The 20,042-nt window shown below is 67.6% G+C and carries 23 protein-coding genes; 15 read left to right on the top strand and 8 right to left on the bottom strand.

Annotated features, from left to right (window positions below):
* Positions 1 to 241: 241 nt before the first annotated feature.
* Positions 242 to 913 carry a potassium channel family protein gene (locus tag ACQ3HB_RS00305; protein ID WP_430916693.1) on the bottom strand — a complete coding sequence of 224 codons (672 nt, stop codon included), beginning with the start codon at positions 911 to 913 and terminating at the stop codon, positions 242 to 244.
* Positions 906 to 2,348 carry a TrkH family potassium uptake protein gene (locus ACQ3HB_RS00300; protein ID WP_430916691.1) on the bottom strand — a complete coding sequence of 481 codons (1,443 nt, stop codon included), beginning with the start codon at positions 2,346 to 2,348 and terminating at the stop codon, positions 906 to 908. The genes ACQ3HB_RS00305 and ACQ3HB_RS00300 overlap by 8 nt, the downstream gene beginning before the upstream one ends.
* Positions 2,349 to 2,419: 71 nt before the next feature.
* Here ACQ3HB_RS00300 and ACQ3HB_RS00295 point away from each other — a divergent pair, with 71 nt between their 5' ends.
* From ACQ3HB_RS00295 to ACQ3HB_RS00280, 4 genes are all read left to right on the top strand, one after another.
* Positions 2,420 to 2,842, top strand: coding sequence for an ArsR/SmtB family transcription factor (locus tag ACQ3HB_RS00295; protein ID WP_430916690.1), 423 nt, complete (start codon positions 2,420 to 2,422; stop codon positions 2,840 to 2,842).
* 119 nt (positions 2,843 to 2,961) lie between these two features.
* Positions 2,962 to 3,156 (top strand): helix-turn-helix domain-containing protein, encoded by a 195-nt coding sequence (locus ACQ3HB_RS00290; protein ID WP_430916689.1) that lies wholly within the window; start codon positions 2,962 to 2,964, stop codon positions 3,154 to 3,156.
* Positions 3,157 to 3,306: 150 nt separating this feature from the next.
* Complete coding sequence (locus ACQ3HB_RS00285) at positions 3,307 to 3,405, top strand: 30S ribosomal protein bS22 (protein WP_003792170.1); 99 nt, start codon at positions 3,307 to 3,309, stop codon at positions 3,403 to 3,405.
* A 238-nt stretch (positions 3,406 to 3,643) separates the two neighbouring features.
* Positions 3,644 to 3,952: a hypothetical protein gene (locus ACQ3HB_RS00280; RefSeq protein ID WP_430916688.1), complete on the top strand. Its 309-nt coding sequence runs from the start codon at positions 3,644 to 3,646 to the stop codon at positions 3,950 to 3,952.
* Between the two features lie 12 nt (positions 3,953 to 3,964).
* On the opposite strand, the gene ACQ3HB_RS00275 is transcribed toward ACQ3HB_RS00280, so the two are convergent.
* The gene (locus ACQ3HB_RS00275; protein WP_430916687.1) at positions 3,965 to 4,270 is read right to left on the bottom strand and encodes a helix-turn-helix domain-containing protein; all 306 of its coding nucleotides are present in this window, start codon (positions 4,268 to 4,270) and stop codon (positions 3,965 to 3,967) included.
* A 138-nt stretch (positions 4,271 to 4,408) separates the two neighbouring features.
* Here ACQ3HB_RS00275 and ACQ3HB_RS00270 point away from each other — a divergent pair, with 138 nt between their 5' ends.
* Both ACQ3HB_RS00270 and ACQ3HB_RS00265 read left to right on the top strand, forming a co-directional pair.
* Complete coding sequence (locus ACQ3HB_RS00270; protein WP_430916686.1) at positions 4,409 to 4,672, top strand: glutaredoxin family protein; 264 nt, start codon at positions 4,409 to 4,411, stop codon at positions 4,670 to 4,672.
* On the top strand, positions 4,669 to 4,977 hold the full coding sequence (locus ACQ3HB_RS00265) for a Dabb family protein (protein ID WP_430916684.1): 309 nt from the start codon (positions 4,669 to 4,671) through the stop codon (positions 4,975 to 4,977). The genes ACQ3HB_RS00270 and ACQ3HB_RS00265 overlap by 4 nt, the downstream gene beginning before the upstream one ends.
* Positions 4,978 to 5,103: 126 nt before the next feature.
* On the opposite strand, the gene ACQ3HB_RS00260 is transcribed toward ACQ3HB_RS00265, so the two are convergent.
* From ACQ3HB_RS00260 to aspS, 3 genes are all read right to left on the bottom strand, one after another.
* A complete protein-coding gene (locus ACQ3HB_RS00260; protein ID WP_430916682.1) occupies positions 5,104 to 5,967 on the bottom strand; it encodes a putative protein N(5)-glutamine methyltransferase in 864 nt (287 codons plus the stop codon).
* A complete protein-coding gene (locus ACQ3HB_RS00255; protein ID WP_430916680.1) occupies positions 5,897 to 6,079 on the bottom strand; it encodes a YegP family protein in 183 nt (60 codons plus the stop codon). Before ACQ3HB_RS00255 ends, ACQ3HB_RS00260 begins: the two co-directional genes overlap by 71 nt.
* Positions 6,080 to 6,235: 156 nt before the next feature.
* Entirely contained in the window at positions 6,236 to 7,576 is a 1,341-nt protein-coding gene (gene aspS / locus ACQ3HB_RS00250; protein ID WP_430916678.1) for an aspartate--tRNA(Asn) ligase, read from the bottom strand.
* 325 nt (positions 7,577 to 7,901) lie between these two features.
* Between aspS and ACQ3HB_RS00245 the strand changes: the two genes are divergently transcribed.
* The 5 genes from ACQ3HB_RS00245 to ccsB are packed head-to-tail and all read left to right on the top strand — an operon-like array spanning position 7,902 to position 12,586.
* Positions 7,902 to 8,537: a histidine phosphatase family protein gene (locus ACQ3HB_RS00245; protein WP_430916676.1), complete on the top strand. Its 636-nt coding sequence runs from the start codon at positions 7,902 to 7,904 to the stop codon at positions 8,535 to 8,537.
* Between the two features lie 3 nt (positions 8,538 to 8,540).
* Positions 8,541 to 9,164, top strand: a complete 624-nt coding sequence (locus tag ACQ3HB_RS00240) for a TlpA family protein disulfide reductase (protein ID WP_430916674.1) — start codon at positions 8,541 to 8,543, stop codon at positions 9,162 to 9,164.
* Entirely contained in the window at positions 9,161 to 9,907 is a 747-nt protein-coding gene (locus ACQ3HB_RS00235; RefSeq protein ID WP_430916672.1) for a cytochrome c biogenesis CcdA family protein, read from the top strand. Before ACQ3HB_RS00240 ends, ACQ3HB_RS00235 begins: the two co-directional genes overlap by 4 nt.
* Positions 9,891 to 11,531 carry a cytochrome c biogenesis protein ResB gene (gene resB / locus ACQ3HB_RS00230; RefSeq protein WP_430916670.1) on the top strand — a complete coding sequence of 547 codons (1,641 nt, stop codon included), beginning with the start codon at positions 9,891 to 9,893 and terminating at the stop codon, positions 11,529 to 11,531. Before ACQ3HB_RS00235 ends, resB begins: the two co-directional genes overlap by 17 nt.
* Positions 11,528 to 12,586, top strand: a complete 1,059-nt coding sequence (gene ccsB / locus ACQ3HB_RS00225; RefSeq protein WP_430916668.1) for a c-type cytochrome biogenesis protein CcsB — start codon at positions 11,528 to 11,530, stop codon at positions 12,584 to 12,586. Before resB ends, ccsB begins: the two co-directional genes overlap by 4 nt.
* Before the next feature lie 204 nt (positions 12,587 to 12,790).
* Here the strand turns inward: ccsB and ACQ3HB_RS00220 are convergent, their stop codons facing one another.
* Complete coding sequence (locus ACQ3HB_RS00220; protein WP_430916666.1) at positions 12,791 to 13,723, bottom strand: carbohydrate kinase family protein; 933 nt, start codon at positions 13,721 to 13,723, stop codon at positions 12,791 to 12,793.
* A 385-nt stretch (positions 13,724 to 14,108) separates the two neighbouring features.
* Here ACQ3HB_RS00220 and xylB point away from each other — a divergent pair, with 385 nt between their 5' ends.
* Complete coding sequence (gene xylB / locus ACQ3HB_RS00215; RefSeq protein ID WP_430916664.1) at positions 14,109 to 15,506, top strand: xylulokinase; 1,398 nt, start codon at positions 14,109 to 14,111, stop codon at positions 15,504 to 15,506.
* A 195-nt stretch (positions 15,507 to 15,701) separates the two neighbouring features.
* Positions 15,702 to 16,160: a hypothetical protein gene (locus ACQ3HB_RS00210; protein WP_430916663.1), complete on the top strand. Its 459-nt coding sequence runs from the start codon at positions 15,702 to 15,704 to the stop codon at positions 16,158 to 16,160.
* Positions 16,161 to 16,407: 247 nt separating this feature from the next.
* Here ACQ3HB_RS00210 and ACQ3HB_RS00205 read toward each other — a convergent pair whose 3' ends face one another.
* Entirely contained in the window at positions 16,408 to 17,382 is a 975-nt protein-coding gene (locus ACQ3HB_RS00205; RefSeq protein ID WP_430916661.1) for an o-succinylbenzoate synthase, read from the bottom strand.
* 171 nt (positions 17,383 to 17,553) lie between these two features.
* Between ACQ3HB_RS00205 and ACQ3HB_RS00200 the strand changes: the two genes are divergently transcribed.
* Complete coding sequence (locus ACQ3HB_RS00200; RefSeq protein ID WP_430916659.1) at positions 17,554 to 19,014, top strand: hypothetical protein; 1,461 nt, start codon at positions 17,554 to 17,556, stop codon at positions 19,012 to 19,014.
* A gap of 25 nt (positions 19,015 to 19,039) precedes the next feature.
* On the top strand, positions 19,040 to 19,960 hold the full coding sequence (locus ACQ3HB_RS00195) for a 1,4-dihydroxy-2-naphthoyl-CoA synthase (RefSeq protein WP_430916657.1): 921 nt from the start codon (positions 19,040 to 19,042) through the stop codon (positions 19,958 to 19,960).
* The last annotated feature ends 82 nt before the right edge of the window (positions 19,961 to 20,042 follow it).

Genomic DNA, 20,042 nt, shown 5'->3' with positions numbered 1-20,042 from the left:
TCGGACCCCGGCTCGCTGGGCTGCCCTTCGACGGGCTCAGGGCCCGCCTTCTGGTCGCTGAGCCCGTCGAAGCGCCCCTGCGTCTGTTCGCAACTCCTTCGATCTGACCCCGGCTCGGATGGGAAACACCGGAAAGACGCGGTTCTGCGATCGGCACTGTCGAAATCGAAGGAGTTGTGCTCGATGTGAGCAGGGCAGAGCAGGGCAGGAGGAGGAGGAGGAGGAGGAGGAGGAGCCGAGGCTAGTTGTCGAGGCTCGCGAAGCGCTCGATGTCCGCGGACGTGCCCGACACGATGATGAGGTCGTGGTTCGAGACCACGGTCTCGGCCGTCGCGTAGGTGAACGGCTTGCCGGGCGACTTCACGCCGACGACGGTGATCCGGTACTTCGACCGCACCCCGGACTCGGTGAGGTTCAGTCCGCGGATCGGCTTCGGCGGGTACATCTTGACGAGCGCGAAGTCGTCGTCGAACTCGATGAAGTCGAGCATCCGGCCGGACACGAGGTGGGCGACGCGCTCGCCCGCCTCGGCCTCCGGGTAGATGACGTGGCTCGCGCCCACGCGGGCGAGGATCTTGCCGTGCGACTGCGAGACGGCCTTCGCCCAGATCTGCGGGATCTTCAGATCGACGAGGTTCGCGGTGATGAGCACGCTCGCCTCGATCGACGAACCGACGGCCACGACGGCCACGGAGAAGTCCTGCGCGCCGATCTGCCGCAGGGCCTCGATGTTCTTCGCATCGGCCTGCACGGTGTGGGTGACGCGCTCGGACCACTTCTGGACGAGGTCGGAGTTGTCGTCGATCGCGAGTACTTCGCGGTCCAGCCGGTCGAGTTCGCCGGCGCACGCGGCACCGAACCGGCCGAGACCGATGATGAGGACCGGGGCGTCGTGTTTGATGCGGTCAACCAACGATTGGCCTCTCTTCCGGTCGTTTGTACAGCTGGGCTCGCTGGCTCGCGGCGACTGCTGCGGCGAGAGTCACTGTACCAACGCGTCCGAGGAACATGGTGGCAGCCAGGACGTAGACGCCGGCATCGGGCAGATTCGCGGCGAGGCCGGTACTCAGGCCAGTGGTCGCGAACCCGGAGATGACATCGAAGAGGACATGGTCGAGTGGGGCCTTCGTCATCTGCAGGAGTGTGATCGTCGAGATCGCGACGATCGTCGCGCCCCACAGCACGACGCTGACGGCCACGCGGAGGACGTCCTGCGGGATGCGGCGGCCGAAGACCTCGACGCCGTCGTTGCCGCGCGCCTCTGCGAATGCGGCGAGGAACAGCACGGCCAGGGTCGTGACCTTGATGCCGCCGGCGGTCGATGCGGATCCGCCGCCGATGAACATCAGCATGTCCGCGACGAGCAGGCTCGATCCGTTCAATTGGCTGATGTCGACCGTCGAGAAACCGCCGGATCTCGTCATCGCCGATAAGAAGAAGCCCTGGAAGATCGTGTCCCACAGATTCCATTTACCCCAGGTGTTGGGGTTGTTGAATTCGAGGACGATGAAGAGGATCGCACCGAGGACGAAGAGGATCCCCGTGGTGATGAGGGTGAGTTTCACGTGGAGCGACCAGCGACGCGGCCGGCGGAAGTTGCGGCTGATCGCGTAGATGACGGGGAAGCCGATGCTCCCGAGGAACACGCCGAGCATGAGGATCGTGAGGAACCAGTAGTCGTTCTCGAACCGGGCGAGACCCTCTGCGTTGGGGGTGAACCCCGTGTTCGTGAACGCCATGGCCGCGTAGTAGAAGCTATTCCAGATCGCATCCCACACGTTGACGCCGTCGAGCAGCATGCGCGGGAACAGGAGGATCGCGAGGCCTGCCTCGATGACGAGGGCGCTGACCGCGACCGTGACGAGCAGGTTGCCGATCTCGCCGAGGCGGACCGCCTGGCCCTCTGCGACGGGTCCGTGGTGGGAGCGCATCGGATTCGTGTCGCTCGCCGCCATGAGCTTCTGCCGGAGGCCGAGGCGTCGCGCGATGATGAAGCCGAGGATCGAGGCGAGCGTCAGGACGCCGAGCGCGCCGATCTGCACGCCGATGAACACGAGGATGTGTCCGAAGAGCGACCAGTGGGTCGCCATGTCGACCGTCGACAGGCCCGTGACGCAGATGACGGACACCGCCGTGAAGAGGGCGTCGGCGAGCGGCGTCACCTTTCCGCTGGAACTCGCGAGCGGGAGTGAGAAGAGGAGTGTGAAGACGAGGATCAGGAACGAGAAGACGAGGATCGCGAACCTGGAGGTCGATTTCGCGGCGAAATCGCTGATGATCTCGCGGATCCTGGCGAAGCCGTGGCGCGCGGTGATCTCCCGGCGCTGTTGCATCGCATTGCCGCTCATGTGGCCCCTCGTCGTCCCAGTCTGTGCCGGTGTCATGGTACTCCCCGCGTGGGGTCACTATCGTTGAGCCTATGGCCGACATTTTCGATGTGATCGCTGACACCACGCGTCGCGACATCCTGTCATTGCTGCTCGACCGTCACAGCAGTGCGCAAGGGACGAGCGTTTCCGAGATCGTCGCGCAATTGGGGCTCAGCCAGCCCACCGTGTCGAAGCACCTGAAGGTGCTCCGCGAGGCCGGCCTCGTCGAGGTCCGCGAGGAGGGGCAGCACCGCTACTACAGCCTCGACTACGCGCCGCTCGAGGACATCGAGGACTGGCTCATCCCGTTCCTGAGCGTCGACTATGCGGGGGAGGACGATGCCTCGTTCGCGGCGCTGTCCCTTCCCGAGCAGGCGAAGGCCGTGGCCGGGACCGTCGGCAAGGTCGCCGCGGACACGACGCACGCGGTGTCGAACGCCGTGCACGCGGTCACGAAGAAGCTGCAGCGCTAGCCGTTTGCCCGGGCGCTAGCCGACGAGTGACGCACAGGGGATGTACAGGATGACGCCTCAACCCGTAGAGTGTTCTGTCAGCACCCCTGTGCCCAGGGGTGTCGATCCAGGAGGGTTTCATGTCGCACGACGTGTCGGACATGCGTTTCCTCACGGTGGCCGAAGTGGCCGACGTGATGCGTGTGTCCAAGATGACCGTGTACCGCATGGTGCACTCCGGTGAGCTTCCCGCCATCCGGTTCGGGAAGTCGTTCCGGGTGCCGGAGACGGCGGTGCAGGCAGTGATGCAGCGTCCCGTGTCCGACGTCGGTTGACGCATCGATCGTCCTCGGAGGCCGTCACTACCAGGCCTCAGCGGACGTGCGGTGAACGACGCACCTTTCTGATCAGCTAGACTCTTCCCAGGCATTCGTTCTCTCGGCCGCGAATCGTGCGGCCATACCCCCAATTTTGTGAGGTTATCCGTGGGTTCTGTTATCAAGAAGCGCCGCAAGCGTATGGCGAAGAAGAAGCACCGCAAGCTGCTTCGCAAGACCCGCCACCAGCGTCGCAACAAGAAGTAGTCGAAAGACTTCTTCGCGTCAGCCAAGAGCGCCGGTCCACTTTGGACCTGGCGCTTTTTGGCGTGCGCTCCTGTCCCGGATCCGTGAGTCTCCGGCCGTGATCGTCGGGCGCTTCGCCGCGGATCCGATGCGGTTGAGGCTGCCTCACAGGGGATCGTCAGGGTGAGTTCTCCACAGGTGGATCCGGGAGGCCCGTTGGGGACCGTCTGGCGTCGCTGGTGGTCCGTAGCGTGCGGGTATGAGTCGTTTCGTCGAGGTCATCGTCCGCTCGAACCGTCGAGAGCCCGCCTACCGAGTGCCGTTCGAGGTCGAGCGGGAGGACGCGCCCAGATTCCGGTTGCGCAACGTGGGCGTCGAGCCCGTGCACTGGGTCACGGTGCGTCTGTTCGGTCCCGGGTTGTTGGCGCCGATCCGGCCGAGCCGACTGCCCGTGGGCAGCGCACTGGAGCTGCACGTGCTCGGTGACGAGCTCGAGCACCGGTCGAGCATGCAGGTGTCGTGGTTCCGCCCCGACGGCGTGCAGTACCTCTGGCGGGTGACGTTCTGAGGGCGGATCGACTCAGTCGGTGCCGTGCTCCTGCTTGCGCGCTGCGATGAGGTCCTTCGCCGTGAGCTTGTGGGTGCGGCCCGGGTACATGTCGGCGTTCAAGCCCTGCACGAACTGTGCGGCATCGAGGTCCATCGCGCTGCTGAGGCGAACCAGGGTCTCAACGCTCGGGTGCACCTGACCCCGCTCGATCTTGCCGATGTTCGTCCAGTGCATCTCGGCGAGCTCGCCGAGGTCTTCGAGCGTCAGCTGACGTTCCTGCCTGGCCGAACGGAGACGTTCGCCGAGGATCTTCGCTGCTTCGGAATGTTCGACCACCACTTATGACTACGCGCCTCGTTGCGGTCGAACCAGAGCAAACCACTCCAGTGAATCCAACACCTGTGTACAGAAGCATCGCACGATCCGATGACATGGAGGTGCATCGGTGCAGCGCACGACGAATAGGCTAGTGACGTGTCCCGCGTTCAACTCACCCTCGTCAGCAAGCCGGAATGCCACCTGTGCGACGACGCCCGCCTGGTCATCACCGACGTGATCGGAGCCCTGCCGGAGGGCGCCCCCGAGATCACCCTCGACGAGGTGTCGATCCTCGACGACACGGAACTGTACGACCGGCACTGGGAGGAGATCCCCGTGCTGCTCATCGACGGCAAGGTCCACAACTACTGGCGTATCGATCCCGACCGCCTCCGCACCGCCCTCCTGGAGACACGATGACCATTCGCCACATCGTCAGCTGGAAGCTGAACGCCACCGACGACGCCGGCCGCGACGCCTCGTTCGCCGTGCTCAAGCAGGAGCTCGAAGCGCTCACCGGCTTCATGCCCGACGACATCATCGCCCTGCAGGTCGGTCGCAACATCGCCTACCCGGAGAGCAACTGGGACGTCGTCCTCGTCGGCGACTACCCGAGCCTCGAATCGCTCGACCGTTACCAGGTGCACCCCGAGCACCAGCGTGTCGTGGCGATCGTGAAGCAGCACGTGTCCGCCCGCTCCGCCGTGGACTTCCAGCTCGACTGAGTCGCCTCGGTCGTCCGCCGCGCCACCCCGACACCACGCTCCAACTTCCCGACGCGCGAAACCTCCGTTTTCGTGCAATTCGGCCGTTTTCGAGGGCACTTGTTGCACGAATACGGAGGTTTGGGGTTAGTCGAGGGGGAGATGCCCGACGACCGCAGTTGCGTCGAGCTCCTCGGAACGCACGATGCGCGCCGATAGGCCGACGGCCGTGAACAGGCTTGCGGTCAGGAGTGACTGGCTCTCACTCGTCTCGATGATGAGCCACCCGCCCGGGCGCAGCCATTCAGTGACGCCGAGGACGACGCGGCGCTGGATGTCGAGTCCGTCCTCACCGCCGTCGAGCGCCACGATGTCCTCGTGCTCGCGCGCTTCCTGCGGCATGAGCTGGATCGCCTCGGTCGGGACATAGGGTGCGTTGGCGACGATGACGTCCACCGTGCCGCGCAACTCACGCGGGAGCGGATCGAACAGGTCGCCCTGGAGGACCGTTCCGCCGCGTGCTTCGAGATTGCGGCGAGCGCTCGCGACGGCGGCCGGGTCGATGTCCGCGGCGATGACACGCGCATCGGTCAATTCGTTCAGGAGCGCGGTCGCGACCGCGCCCGTGCCGCAGCACAGGTCCACGACCGTGGCGCCCTGGGGAGCGATCCGGACCGTCTCCTCGACGAGCAGCTCGGTGCGGCGCCGCGGCACGAAGACGCGCGAGTCGACGAGGATCCGCAACCCGCGGAACGCCGCCCACCCGAGGACGTGCTCGAGTGGCAGCCCGTCGACGCGCAGCGTCAGCATCTCCTCGAGGTGGCCGGGTGAGCGCGCCTCCGCGAGGAGCAGTTCCGCCTCGTCTTCAGCGAAGACGCAGCCCGCCGCTCGCAGGCTGCCGACGAGGTCGGCGTGGGTGAGGGAAGTCAGTTGCGGCGCCTCAGGCGTCCCGCTCGACGATCTCCGCGTCGGCTGCGTTCTTCCGCACGGACTCGATGCCCTTGAGCGCACTCGCCTTGGCGACGTAACTCTCCGAACTGGCGATGATCTCCCCGTTGGAGGCCTTGAGGTTGAAGCGGTACCCACCGCTCTTGTCCTGGAACACTTCGAACTTGCCAGCCATCTGCACGTCTCCTCAGTTGCACCATGCGACCCCCTGACGGCGTCGTCTCGACTCAATATAGAGCGGGTGTCCCGGATGCACTAGACCCCCGACATCCATTGGATAGCGGGGGTCCGGTGGAGCGGATCGAGCGGCGGGGCCGTCTCTGCGCTGTGGTTACGGGGCGAGGCGCGTCGGGCCGCGGAAGAGGTAGGTGACCTCGCGGATCGACGTCTCGTGCAGCATGAGCATGAGCACGCGCGCGAGGCCCATGCCGAAGCCGCCGTGCGGCGGGACGCCGTAGCGGAAGAAGTCGAGGTAGAAGCCGAGCTCCTCAGGGTCGAGACCCTTCTCCTTGGCCTGCTCGATGAGGACGTCGACGCGGTGTTCGCGCTGGGCGCCGGTCGAGATCTCCACGCCGTTGAAGATGAGGTCGTAGCTGTTGGTCAGCTCCGCATCGTCCTCGTTGCGCATGTGGTAGAACGGCCGGATGCTCGACGCGTAGTCGGTGAGGAACACGAACTCGTGGCCGAAGGTCTCCTTGACGTACGCCGCGATCTGGCGCTCGCCTTCCGGGTCCATGTCGTCGTCGGCGCGGGGCACCTCGTAGCCGCGCTCGGCGACGATGCGCTTCGCCTCGGCGAGCGGGATGCGGGGGAACGGCGTCGACGGGACCTCGAGGTCGATGTCGAACAGTTCCTTGATCTGCTCGCCGTGCTTCTCCTTGACGGCCGTGAAGCCGGCGACGAGGAGTTCCTCGTGCAGCGTCATCACGTCCTCGTGGGAGTCGATCCAGCTGATCTCGGCGTCGACGCTCGTGAACTCCGTCGCGTGGCGGCTCGTGAACGAGGGGTCGGCGCGGAACGCGGGTCCCACTTCGAAGACCTTGCCGAAGCCGGCCGGCTGCGCCATCTGCTTGAAGAACTGCGGGCTCTGCGCGAGGTACGCCTTCGTGTCGAAGTAGTCGACCTCGAAGAGCTCCGCTCGCGATTCGCTTGCGCTCGCCATGAGCTTGGGGGTGTGGATCTCGATGAAGTCGTTGTCGATCCAGTACTGGCGGAGCGCGTGCTCGAACGTGGTCTGGATGCGGAAGATGAGCGCCTGCTTGGGCTGACGCAGGTCGAGGAAGCGCCAGTCCATGCGCTTGTCGAGCGATGAGTCTGCCGCGATGGGCGTTTCGGGAAGGGCTTCTCCGACGATCTCGAGCGTCGCGAGCTTGACCTCGATGCCGCCGAGCTTCACGCGCTCGTCGTGCTTCAGCTCACCCGTGACGGTGATGAAGGAGCCGTGCGTGAGCGCGGAGATCGCTTCCGTCGTGGCGACACGCTCCGCGGAACCCTCGACCTCCGGATCGACCTCGCGGGTCGCGGGGTTCACCAGCTGAACGGCGCCGGACTCGTCGCGGAGGACGATGAACTGCACCTTCTTCTGATCGCGGACGGTCTCGACCCATCCGGACACGGTCACGGGACCGTCTGGGAGGGCGGCCAGGTTCTTCACAACAACGCGTTCAGTCACCGTGACAGCTTAGCCGTGCTGCGCCTCCGTCACTTCTGGCCGGCATCACGCACAACTCCTTCGAGCACAACTCCTTCGATTTCGACATCGGCTCGGGCGCAGCCCCGGAAACACGCGCCCGATTCCGGCGAGGCCGTCGAATCGAAGGAGTTATGCGCGATGCGGAGCTGTTCGGGACGGGACAGCATCGCGGAACAGTATCGAAGGAGTTGTGCTCGAGGCCGAGAGACGAGGGACTGGACAGTGGGGTACCCGACTTTCCGCTGATCCGGATGCGGAAGGGATCACGGCGAATGCGCAGCTTCCGGAAACGTACACTTGAGGGGTGGTAGCCGACCAGATCCACCTCGTGCGTCACGGCGAGGTGCACAACCCTTCTCGTGTGCTCTACGGTCGACTCCCCGCATTCCGACTGTCTGAGCTCGGACAGCGCATGGCGCTCGCAGCAGCAGACGACCTCGCCGCACGCGGACGCCCCGTGATCGCCCTGTACGCCTCACCGCTGCAGCGCGCACAGGAATCGGCCGCACCGATCGCTGAACGGTTCGGCCTCGAGATCATCCCGGAGGACCGCGTCATCGAACCCTTCAACGAATTCGAAGGCAAGCGGATGAGCCGCGCCCTCCGCAACCCGGTGAACTGGCCGAAGCTCCGCAACCCGTCCAAGCCCAGCTGGGGCGAGCCGTACGCGTCGATCGTCAACCGCATGAACGCGGCCGTCGAGAGCGCCTGGCGTGCGACGGACAGCGGCGACGCCGTCATCGTCAGCCACCAGCTCCCCATCTGGATGATGCACAGCTGGGTCGAAGGGCTCCCGTTCCGTCACGACCCCCGCAAACGTCGCTGCGCGCTTTCGAGCATCACGACGTTCGAGCGCACCACCGACGGCTTCCGCGAGGTCGGCTACACGGATCCCGCAGCGTTCCTCGCCGCTGGCTCGACCGACGTCGGGGCGGTGTAGGACGTGCGCTCCCGTGGAACCAGCCTCCGTCGGCGCCTGCTGACCGTCATCGCACCGCTCGCCGTCGCCGGGCTCCTCCTGACCGCGTGCAGCAACGACCCCCTCGCCGAGCAGTACCGCGAAGGCAGCAGCAAGGGCTACGTCGCGGGCGACGGCAGCGTCACCGAGATCAAAGCAGCCGACCGCGGCGAGAAGATCAGCTTCTCCGGCATCGGCGAGAACGGTGAACAGATCTCCTCGGCCGACTACGCCGGCCAGGTCCTCATCGTCAACTTCTGGTACGCAGCCTGTGCCCCGTGCCGCGCCGAGGCCAAAGACCTCCAGTCGCTCAATGAGAGTTATCAGGGCAACGGAGCGAGCTTCGTCGGCGTGAACGTCCGCGACACCGCCGACTCCGCACGTGCGTTCAACACGACGTTCGGGATCACCTACCCGTCGATCCTCGACGTCGACAGCGGTGAAGCGAAGCTCGCGTTCACGGGCAGCGTCCCACCGAACGCCGTGCCGACCACGATCGTGCTCGACGCGGAAGGCCGCGTCGCCGCACGTATCCTCGGCCAGCTCCAGGACCGCACCATCCTCGACACGCTCATCCGGGACACCGTCGCCGAGAGCGCGAACAAGTGACACCCGGCGACATCGTCTACGGCGGTCAGCTGCTCGTCGCGATCCCCATCGCGATCGCGGCCGGTCTCCTGTCGTTCCTGTCGCCGTGCGTGCTGCCCCTCGTCCCCGGCTACCTCGGTTACGTCGGCGGCATGACGAGCGCCGATGCTGCCAAGACCGGCGCAGGACGCCGTCGCGTGCTGCTCGGCGTGAGCCTCTTCATCCTCGGCTTCACGGTCGTCTTCGTGAGCATCGCGGCCTTCGTCGGTACCGTCGGCGCGTGGCTCGTCGAATGGGAAGGCCTCATCACCCGCATCCTCGGCGCGGTCGTGATCGTCATGGGCCTCATCTTCATCGGCCAGCTCACCTTCCTGCAGCGGACCGTCAAACCGTCCTGGGCTCCCCGGACCGGTCTCGCCGGCGCACCGCTGCTCGGCATCGTCTTCGCCGTGGGGTGGACGCCGTGCCTCGGCCCCACCCTCACCGCCATCAGCGCCCTCAGCCTCTCCGGCGGTTCGGCCTGGCGTGGCGCCCTGCTCGGCCTGTTCTACTGCATCGGACTCGGTATCCCGTTCCTCCTCGTGGCCCTCGGCCTCGGCTGGGTCACCGGTTCGATGACATTCCTCAAACGGCATATCCGCGTGATCAACATCATCGGCGGAGTGCTGCTCATCATGATCGGTGTATTGATGGTGTCTGGTCTCTGGTCCGCCTGGATGTATTCGCTGCAGGGGGTGTTGACCGGAATTGTCACGCCCCTCTGATCACATCGACTCACCCGCACCCGACACGATCAACCAGCCCAGGCTGGGATTCGTCGGCTGGCTGCGGTTCATCTGGCGGCAGATCACGAGCATGCGCACCGCGCTGTTCCTGCTCCTCCTCCTCGCGATCGCCGCGATCCCCGGCTCCCTCGTGCCCCAACGATCGAGCGACCCCAACGGCGTCACGCAGTACTTCGCCGACAACCCGGACACGGCGCCGTTCCTCGACAAACTGCAGGCGTTCGACGTCTACAGCTCGGCGTGGTTCTCGGCCATCTACATCCTGCTGTTCATCTCGCTCATCGGCTGCGTCATCCCGCGCACGAAGCACCACTTCCAGGCGCTCCGTTCACGCCCGCCGCGGACGCCTGCACGACTCGAACGGCTCTCCGCCTTCGAAGCGCGCACGGTCGGCGACGAGCAGACCCCCACGGAGCTCATCGATGCCGCGACCAAGCAGTTGCGCCGCCAGGGTTACCGCGTCGAACGCTTCGATGCGAAGGGCACGGCTTCCGTCTCCGCCGAACGCGGCTTCATGCGCGAAACGGGCAACCTCGTCTTCCACTCCGCGCTCGTCGGCATCCTGATCACGGTCGGCTTCGGCGGCGGATACGGATTCGCCGGGCAGCGAGTGCTCGTCGAAGGCCAGACGTTCGTCAACAGCCTCATCGACTTCGACTCCTTCAACCCCGGCCGGTTCTTCGACCCGGACACCCTCGCGCCCTACAAGCTCACGCTCGACTCGTTCGGCGTGACCTACGAGACGCAGAACCTCAACGCGTACGGCCAGGCGACCGACTACCGCGCCAACGTGACCGCGACCGACCCGAACGGCGACTCCCGCAAGGCGACCATCAAGGTCAACGACCCGCTGCGCTTCGCCGGAACGGACGTCTACCTGCTCGGCAACGGCTACGCGCCGACGATCACGGTCAAGAACCCCAAGGGCGAGGTCGTGTTCAGCGACTCGATCCCGTTCCTCCCGCAGGACGCCCAGCTCACCTCGCTCGGCGTCGTCAAGGTCCCGGACGGACTCGCGGAGCAGATCGGCATGATCGGGTTCTTCTACCCGACCCAGGCCGCATCGAAGCCGCCGTTCTTCTCCTCGTACCCGGACCTCGCCTACCCGATGCTCACGCTCAACGTGTACGAGGGCGACCTCGGCATCAACGCGGGCGTGCCGAAGTCGGTGTACTCGCTCAACGTCGACGACATGAAGCAGATCACCGGCGGATCGACCGGCGTCGACTCCATCGAACTCGCCCCTGGCCAGAGCTCGGAACTCCCGAACGGCCTTGGCACGGTCACCTTCGAGAACGTCGCCAAGAACCCGTCGACGGACAACTACGCCGGCTCCGTGAAGCGGTTCGCCTCGTTCGACGTGCACCACGACCCCACCCAGGTGTGGGTCCTGCTCTTCGCGGTCCTCGGGCTCTCCGGCCTCATCACCTCGCTGCTCGTGCCCAGGCGCCGTGTCTGGGTGAAGGCGATACCGGCCGAGGACGGCACCGTCACCCTCCAGTACGCCGGTCTCGCGCGCGGCGAAGACCCCGGTCTGGAACGCGCCGTCCAAGCATTCGCAGCCTCCCACGCACCAACGCCCGAAGGTAGTGTTAACCCGTGACCCTCGTCGAAATCTCCAACCTGAGCCTGTGGTCGGCCGTCGCCGTCTACGCGCTGGCGTTCATCGCGTTCGCCTTCGACCTCGCGCGCCGAGGCGCCGAGGTCACCGCAGCTGCAGACGCCGCTGCCCGCGCCGAATCGGGTGAGGTCGTCGGGGCCGTCGCAGGTGCTTCTGCATCCGCTCCTGCCTCTGCCTCCGCTGCATCCGCTCGGGGTGGTTCGACGTTGACGGCCGCGCGCCCCGCGGGCCGTGGTTCCGGTGCAGGCGCCGTCGACGGCGAGGCCGCTCCGGTCCGCAAGTCGCCGAGCCTGCGCGTCGGCGTCTCGCTCACCGTTATCGCGTTCCTGCTGCACCTGACCGCGGACGTCACCCGTGGCATCGCAGCCGGTCGTGTGCCGTGGGCCAACATGTACGAGTTCGCGATGACGGGCACGCTGCTCATCATCGCCGTGTTCCTCGCCGTGCTCACCCGCGTCGACGTCCGCTTCCTCGGCACCTTCATCGTCGGTCTCGTCACCGTCCTGCTCGGCCTCGCGACCGCGAACTTCTACGTCGAGGTCGTCCCACTGCCGCCCGCACTGCAGTCGGCATGGCTCGTCATCCACGTGTTCGTCGCGAGCCTCGGCACGGCGTTCTTCGCCATCGGCTTCGCGCTCTCGGTCGTGCAGCTCCTGCAGCAGCGTCGTGAGCGGCTCGCCCTCACGGGTGTGAGCACCAAGCTCAAGTTCGTGCAGACGCTGCCGACGGCGGAGCGCCTCGAGAACCTCGCCTACCGCATCAACATCGTCGGCTTCATCTTCTGGACGTTCACGCTCATGGCAGGCGCCATCTGGGCGGAGCGCGCCTGGGGCCGGTACTGGGGCTGGGACACCAAAGAGGTGTGGACCTTCATCATCTGGGTGATCTACGCCGGGTACATCCACGCTCGTGCGACGCGCGGTTGGCGCGGATCGCGTGCGGCGACGCTCGCGATCATCGGCTTCACCGCGGTGATGTTCAACTTCACCGTCGTGAACGTCTTCTTCAAGGGTCTGCACGCGTACAGCGGCCTCTAGGCCTCCGCTGGGTTCTGCGAGCCCGCGCTCTGCCCGACCCTCTGCGCTCCACCGTCACCCCAGTGGTTGCAGAATTCAGGAACTTCCGCACAATTCAGGATGATTCCGCCCGACGCGCCGGCCGATCGTCCTGAATTGTGAAAATGTTCCTGAATTCTGCAACCACTCGGGATGTCGGGGTAGGGGTAGGGGCTCGGGACAGGGCTAGAGGGCGGCGGCGAGCTCGGCCCGCGTGGGCGGGTTCGCACCGGCACGGGAGACCGTGATCGCGGCGGCCGATGCGGCGAAGCCCAGCAGATCCTGCAGCTGCTCCGCCGACACAGCGCGCAGGGCGTCACGTGAGGCAGGACCGTCGAGGCCGTTGTCGACCACCCAGCACAGCATCGCGGCCATGAATGAATCGCCCGCACCGACCGTGTCGACGAGCTGCGTGCGGACCGATGGAACCGAAACGGCGCCGCTGCGGGCGACGGCGTAGCCGCCCTCGGAACCGCGCGTGACGGCCACCACGGCCGGTCCGAGTGCGAGCCAGGCCGCGGCCGTCTCCTCGATCCTCCGATCGGGGTAGAGCCACAGCAGGTCCTCGTCGGACGCCTTCACGACATCGCTGGCCCGCACGAACGCCTCCGCCTGCGCGACCGCGTACGCGACATCGCCCACGATCGTCGGACGAGCGTTGGGATCGAACGTGATCGTCGACGCTGGACGCAGCCGTTCGACGAGTTCGAGGACCGTCGCAGCACCCGGTTGCAGGGTCGTGGCGATGGAACCGACGTGCGTGAGCGTCGGCGACGGGGCATCGGCGTCTGCACGTGCGTCCGCCTCGACGCGGAGCACCTCGTCGACGGCCGGCAGCGACCAGTCGAGGTCGAAGTCGTAGCTCGCTGCGCCCCGCTCGTCGAGGTGCACCGTGGCGACGCTCGTCCGCCCGGCGTCGGGTTCGAGCGTGAGGGCGACGTCATCCGCGGCCAGGTGCGCAGCGATGAGAGCACCGTACTCATCCCGGCCGAAGCGCGTCACGAAGCGAGTGGGATGTCCCAGCCGGGAGAGCCCGATCGCGACATTGAGCGGACTGCCGCCGACGTGCGGGGTCGTGCCGACGAGATCGATGAGGGATTCTCCGATGACGGTGATCATGTGCGCGCTTTCGGGGTCGGGGTGGTCGGGGTGGTCGGGCCCTTCGACAGGCTCAGGGACCGGATGTGCGGCTCAGGGACCGGATGTGCGGCTCAGGGGCCGGACGTGCGGCTCAGGGACCGCGCCCGGGGCCGCGTCTTCCGGTCAACGGCAGCGTATCGGTCGTGGTACGCCGAGACGAGCGGGTAGGTCGAGCGGCGCGTCTGCCTCTATCGTGAAGTGGAGCACCGAGTCGGAGGTCGAGTCGGCGCGCACGAAGGCGTGGATGGTCGCCGACCCGGTCCGGGTCCGGCGCCGCGCTGCAGGAGGCGTGTCGGGCGAACTGCGACGTCACCCGTCGGTGCCGCGTCATCGTCATCGCTGCACCGACCCCCGAAAGGCCGACATGCCCCTCGTCGCCGGCGTCGATTCCTCGACCCAGAGCTGCAAGATCGTCATCCGCGACTCCGAGACGGGAGCGCTCATCCGTCAGGGGCGTGCCGCCCATCCCGAAGGCACGGAGGTCGACCCGGAAGTGTGGTGGACCGCTCTGCAGACGGCGATCGCCGAAGCCGGGGGCATCGACGACGTCTCCGCGATCTCGGTGGGCGCGCAGCAGCACGGCATGATCGTCCTCGACGTCGACGGGCGTGTCATCCGGCCCGCGCTGCTCTGGAACGACACCCGGTCCGCGGCTGCGGCCGCCGACCTCATCGCCGAGCACGGCGCGGAAGGGCTCGCGGCGCGCACAGGATCGGTCCCGGTCGCATCGTTCACGTCGACGAAACTGCGGTGGCTGCGCGACGCCGAACCCGAGAACGCAGCCAAAGTCGCGGCCGTCGCCCTCCCGCACGACTGGCTGAGCTGGCGTCTCCTCGGCTACGGTCCCGGCGGCGAGAGCGAACTCGGCCCTGATCTGGACGCGTTGAGCACCGACCGATCCGATGCGAGTGGCACGGGCTACTGGGATCCGGCACGTGGTGTGTACGACGTCGAGCTGCTCGTGAGCTCGCTCGGCCACGAGGCCGTCCTGCCGAAGGTGCTCGGGCCGCGGGAGTGGTCCGGGACGGCGACGAACGGGATGATCGTCGCGGCTGGCGCAGGCGACAACGCGGGCGCAGCGCTCGGCCTCGGCGCGCAATCGGGCGACGTGGTCGTGTCGATCGGGACGAGCGGGACCGTCTTCGCCGTCACGCCCGATCCCGTCGCGGATCCGTCCGGCACGGTTGCGGGGTTCGCGGATGCGAGCGGCGCCTCCCTGCCGCTCATCGCGACGCTCAACGCTGCGCGCGTCCTGCGGTCGATCGCCGAGGTGCTCGGCGTCGACAACGACGGCCTCGCCTCGCTCGCGCTGGAAGCAGCTCCCGGTGCCGGCGGTGTGGTGCTCGTGCCGTACTTCGAAGGCGAGCGGACGCCGAACCTGCCCGATGCGACGGCGAGCCTCCTCGGCCTGACGATGGCGTCGACGACCCGACCGAACCTGGCTCGCGCTGCGATCGAGGGGATGCTGTGCGGGCTCGCGGACGGTCTCGACGCGCTCCGGGGCGTCGGCGTCCGGGAGACCCGGATCCTCCTCGTGGGCGGTGCGGCGCAGAACCCGGCCGTCCAGGCGATCGCCGCGCAGGTGTTCGATGCGCAGGTCGTCGTGCCGAGGCCCGGGGAGTACGTGGCCGACGGCGCCGCCGTGCAGGCGGCGTGGGCGTTGACGGGCACCAGGCCTTCGTGGGCGGTCGACATCATCGCGTCGCCGTCCCGCGATCACCGTCCGATCATCCGGGAGCAGTACGCGGCCCGCACGCGCTGAGCCCGCGTCGCGCCGCACCGCCCCGCGCCCCTGCGTCCCCCCCAGACCTCCGTTTTCGTGCAAGAAGTGCCCTCGAAAACGGCCGTATTGCACGAAAACGGAGGTCTGGGTGGGCGGTCGGTCGGGTGGGTGGCGGTCTGCGGTCGGTAGGCGAGGCGGTTTGGGTCGCCGCCGGGGCGAAGGTACCGTGGCCGCATGGGACTCTTCACACGCAAGCCGAAGCCGGAACCGATGCCCGCGACGATCGAGGATGCGATGGCCGAGCAGGCATCTGACTTCGTGGATGCGTTCCGCGGCGACGGCTCGCCCGTCCCCAACGGCGCCCTCGACTACTCCCGCACGTCGCTCCAAGCGGTCGACAACGTCCTCGACGACTTCTACACGCAGGGCGTCCCGCTGCCGGACGAACTGCACTTCATCGCCTCGTCGTACGTGTTCGAGGTCGCGCGTCGCGAGTTCGGCGGCCGCTACCTGCGCGCGGCGGACTCGGATCCGTTCGTCCTCGTCATCGGGGAGCCGGACTTCCAGGTCGGCGTGATGGTGATGGGGAAGGTCGCCGGACGTGCGGCGAACGGACCGGAGGACAGCATCCCGTTCTTCTACGAGGGCATCGCGCCGCTCGTCGACCGGAAGCAGTCCGCGACGCTCGTCTAGGGCCGTCGGTTCCGGTTGCTGAGTTCGTCGACGTACTGGCCTCTGCGACGTGTGCCCTTCGACAGGCTCAGGGGCCGGGGAGGGGCTCGGGGACCGAGTGCGGGTTCGGCCCGGTCACTGAGCTCGTCGAAGTGAGTGCTCGCCGGAGTGTGGCCCTTCGACAGGCTCAGGGACCGGGGTCGGGACCGGGTGCGGGTTCGGTCCGGTCACTGAGCTCGTCGAAGTGCACGCCACGGATCCGCGCTCGCTACAGCAGCGCGCGGGTACGGCGGATGCGATCGAGCCACCAGCGCTGACGCTCCGGCGATGCCTCGAATCGATCGAGGAGCGCTGCGTCGACCTCGACCCGACGCACCGGAATCGCGCCGTCGAGCGGATCGAGCCGGCCCCGGGTCACATCGCCCGTGAGGAGCGCCGTCGTCGCGAGCCCGCAGTCGAACGGGAGCTCGGGAAGAGCGGCCGCGAGGTGCGCGCCCATCGAGATGCCCACGGAGGTCTCGAGTGCGCTCGACACGACGATCGGCAGGGCGGCTTCCGCTGCGATGTCGATCGCGGAACGGATCCCGCCGAGCGGCTGCGCTTTCACGACGAGCAGATCGGCGGCCCCCGCTCGGGCGACGGCGAGCGGGTCCGACGCCTTGCGCACGCTCTCGTCGGCGGCGATGAGCACGTCCATGTAGGCGACGCGGTCGCGGATCTCCGCAAGTTCCTCGACGGTCGCGCACGGCTGTTCGACGTATTCGAGGTCGAACGGTGCGAGGGCGTGGATGGCGCGTTCCGCTTCGTCGACGTTCCAACCGGTGTTGGCGTCGATCCGGATCCGACCCTCCGGACCCAGCGTTTCGCGAACGGCGGCGACGCGGGCGATGTCGTCGGCGAGCATCTGCCCGCGCTCGGCGACCTTCACCTTGGCGGTCCTGCAGCCAGGGAAGCGATGGAGTACGCCGGCGACCTCGTGCGCGGCGACGGACGGCACGGTCGCGTTGACGCGGATGCTGTCGCGGTGGAGGACGGGCGTCTCGTTCCAGCCGAAATCGATGGCGGCGCGCAGCCATGCCGAGCTCTCGGCATCGTCGTACTCGAGGAACGGGGAGAACTCGGTCCACCCGGCCGGCCCGCGGAACAGCGCCACCTCGCGGACGTCGATCCCGCGGAACCTCGTTGCGAGCGGGATGGCCACCACGCGGGCGGTGCGGAGCAGGTCGTCGATGTCGGGCAGCATGCACCCATCATCGCTCACGGAGGCTCCGGCCGCCTGGACACCGAGCTCGTCGCCCTTCGAGAGGTTCAGGGACCGGCGCCCGGTCGCGTCCCCCCGGTCCTGGCCACTGAGCCTGTCGAAGCGCGCTCACCGGCACCCGACCGCTCCGACCGCCCATGACACAATCGACGCGTGCCGTTGTTCTCCCGCCGCAGTCCGAAGCCCGGTCAGCCAGCCCCGCCGCAGGCCGCAGCACCTGGCGCGACCGGCTCGGCGGCAGAGCGTGAGCCCGAAACACAGTTCATCGCCCCTCCGCCGCTGTTCCGGAACGACGACGACTCCCCGGATACCGGTCCGAGCTGGTCCACGGCCGCCCCGGAGGGCGATGGGCGGCCGGACGACCCCGATGCGCCTCCGCGGCCGGGGTCCGTCCGTCAGCCCGACCCCGCGCAGGCCAGGCCGGCCGATCTGGACTCGCTGCTGGCGTCGGGATCCCCGTGGGCCACGTCCGACCCTGCCGACTCCAGAGGCTCCGCCGCAGCGACGACGTCCGACCCGTCTGCGCCGGCGAACCGACCGGGATCAGCCCTGGACGACGACCGCTCCCGCCAACCGGCCGGCCCCACACGGTCGGACGCTCCGTCCGCCGCCGCCGGTGCGGCCCGAGACCCGCTCCGCACCCGCGTCCTGCCCGCAATCCTCCTCGTCTTCTCGATCGTGATCGGCCTCCTGTCCGTCCTCCTCGTGTTCCTCTTCGAGCCGGGCGCGGTCGGGTGGGCGCTCGTCGGAGCCATCGTGCTCATCGCCATCGTGGAGCTCTGCCTCCTCGTCGGCGGCATCGCCGTCGTCCGTCGGAGGACGGCCAGGCGCCTCGGCATCGCCGCCGTTGTCGTAACGCTCCTCGTGAACCCGCTCGTCGCGACGGGGGTGCGCGGCGTGGTGACGGCCGCGACCGGGGGCCCAGAGGCCGGATCGGCTGCCGAACACGATTGGGACCCGATCTGGGACGCATACCCCGGCTCCAAGTACGCCGATGCGAAGGACATCCTGGGCGGCCCGGACTACGAGACCTTCGCAAGCGAATCCGATGCCCTGCTCCTCGACCTGCGCGAGACGCTCACGGCCGAGTTCGGATTCGAATGGGTCGAGCGCCAGAGCGCCGTCACCGAGCCGGACCACAACGGATTCGGTGGCGACTCGATGCTCTTCCGCTACACGGCGCCTGTCTGGCAGACGACGACCACGGTCACCTCCCTCGACGACAAGAACCGGGTGGTGGAGCTCATCCGTCAGGTCGGCCTGCGGCACGGCATCGCGAACCTCGACTTCCAGAACGCTCCGGCGGCGTGGCGTGAGCCGGGCGAACTCACCGAGACGTACGGCGGCGAGACGCTCGACACGCAGGCGCGCTGGACGCTGCACACCTACGATGCGATCGGGTCGCAGGACAGCTTCTCCGCGGACGTCATCGACCTCTCCCTCGACACGACCGGGTCCGTCACGAAGGATCGGCAATTCGACGTGGACTACTACGACATGGCGCCGGACGGCATCGAGTTCCACATCGATTCGTCGTCGCTCCTCAAGGCCGCCGATCGGAAGGCCTTCATCGACGCGCTGGCGCCCTACGCAGGCCTCGACAAGCCGAAGTAGCGCACGGAGGAAATAGGGTGGGGGGATGAGCGACAACGTGTCCGAACTGTTCGATCCGGCCGAATGGGAGACCGTTCCCGGCTTCGAGGCCCTCACCGACATCACCTACCACCGCTCGATCGACGGCGGCTTCGTCCGCGTCGCATTCGACCGCCCCGAGGTGCGCAACGCGTTCCGGCCGCACACCGTGGACGAGCTCTACCGCGCGCTCGACCACGCCAGGCAGTCGCCGCGGGTCGGCGTCGTGCTGCTGACGGGCAACGGGCCGAGCGAGAAGGACGGCGGCTGGGCGTTCTGTTCCGGAGGCGATCAGCGCATCCGGGGCCGCGACGGCTACCAGTACGCGACGGGCGAAGGCGACGAGACCGCGACCGGTGTCGATGCCGCGCGCAACGGCCGCCTGCACATCCTGGAGGTGCAGCGCCTCATCCGCTTCATGCCGAAGGTCGTCATCAACCTCGTCCCCGGCTGGTCGGCCGGTGGCGGGCACTCGCTCGGCGTCGTGTGCGACCTCAGCATCGCGAGCCGCGAGCACGCACGGTTCAAGCAGACCGATGCCGATGTCGGCTCGTTCGATGCGGGGTACGGCAGCGCGTACTTCGCCCGCCAGGTGGGGCAGAAATTCGCTCGCGAGGTGTTCTTCCTCGCCCGCGAGTACGACGCAGAGCGCGCCCTGCAGGCCGGGGCGATCAACGCCGTCGTGCCGCACGAGGACCTCGAGAAGACGGGCATCGAGTGGGCGCGGACCATCATGGGCAAGTCGCCGACGGCGATCCGGATGCTCAAGTTCGCGTTCAACGCGGTCGATGACGGGCTCGTGGGCCAGCAGGTGTTCGCGGGTGAGGCGACGCGGCTCGCGTACGGCACGGACGAAGCGGTTGAAGGGCGCGACTCGTTCCTCGAGAAGCGCGCACCGGACTGGTCGCCGTACCCCTGGCAGTTCTGAGCGACCCGGTCCTCTTCCGGTCCCTGAGCTTGTCGAAGGGTGGGGTTCGATCGGTGGTGCACTTCGACGGGCTCAGTGACCG

Source organism: Plantibacter lichenum (assembly GCF_050587525.1).
Lineage (GTDB): Bacteria > Actinomycetota > Actinomycetes > Actinomycetales > Microbacteriaceae > Plantibacter.
The sequence above is the reverse complement of the archived record's forward strand: the minus strand, read 5'-3'. Positions and strand labels throughout refer to the sequence as shown.

Excerpts from the sequence above, each read along its gene's own strand:
- xylB (WP_430916664.1), top strand. The coding sequence starts at position 14,109 with ATGCCCCTCGTCGCCGGCGTCGATTCCTCGACCCAGAGCTGCAAGATC.
- ACQ3HB_RS00300 (WP_430916691.1), bottom strand. The coding sequence starts at position 2,348 with ATGAGCGGCAATGCGATGCAACAGCGCCGGGAGATCACCGCGCGCCAC.
- ACQ3HB_RS00295 (WP_430916690.1), top strand. The coding sequence starts at position 2,420 with ATGGCCGACATTTTCGATGTGATCGCTGACACCACGCGTCGCGACATC.
- ACQ3HB_RS00290 (WP_430916689.1), top strand. The coding sequence starts at position 2,962 with ATGTCGCACGACGTGTCGGACATGCGTTTCCTCACGGTGGCCGAAGTG.
- ACQ3HB_RS00205 (WP_430916661.1), bottom strand. The coding sequence starts at position 17,382 with ATGCTGCCCGACATCGACGACCTGCTCCGCACCGCCCGCGTGGTGGCC.
- ACQ3HB_RS00210 (WP_430916663.1), top strand. The coding sequence starts at position 15,702 with ATGGGACTCTTCACACGCAAGCCGAAGCCGGAACCGATGCCCGCGACG.
- ACQ3HB_RS00280 (WP_430916688.1), top strand. The coding sequence starts at position 3,644 with ATGAGTCGTTTCGTCGAGGTCATCGTCCGCTCGAACCGTCGAGAGCCC.
- ACQ3HB_RS00195 (WP_430916657.1), top strand. The coding sequence starts at position 19,040 with ATGAGCGACAACGTGTCCGAACTGTTCGATCCGGCCGAATGGGAGACC.
- ACQ3HB_RS00265 (WP_430916684.1), top strand. The coding sequence starts at position 4,669 with ATGACCATTCGCCACATCGTCAGCTGGAAGCTGAACGCCACCGACGAC.
- ACQ3HB_RS00220 (WP_430916666.1), bottom strand. The coding sequence starts at position 13,723 with ATGATCACCGTCATCGGAGAATCCCTCATCGATCTCGTCGGCACGACC.
- ACQ3HB_RS00255 (WP_430916680.1), bottom strand. The coding sequence starts at position 6,079 with ATGGCTGGCAAGTTCGAAGTGTTCCAGGACAAGAGCGGTGGGTACCGC.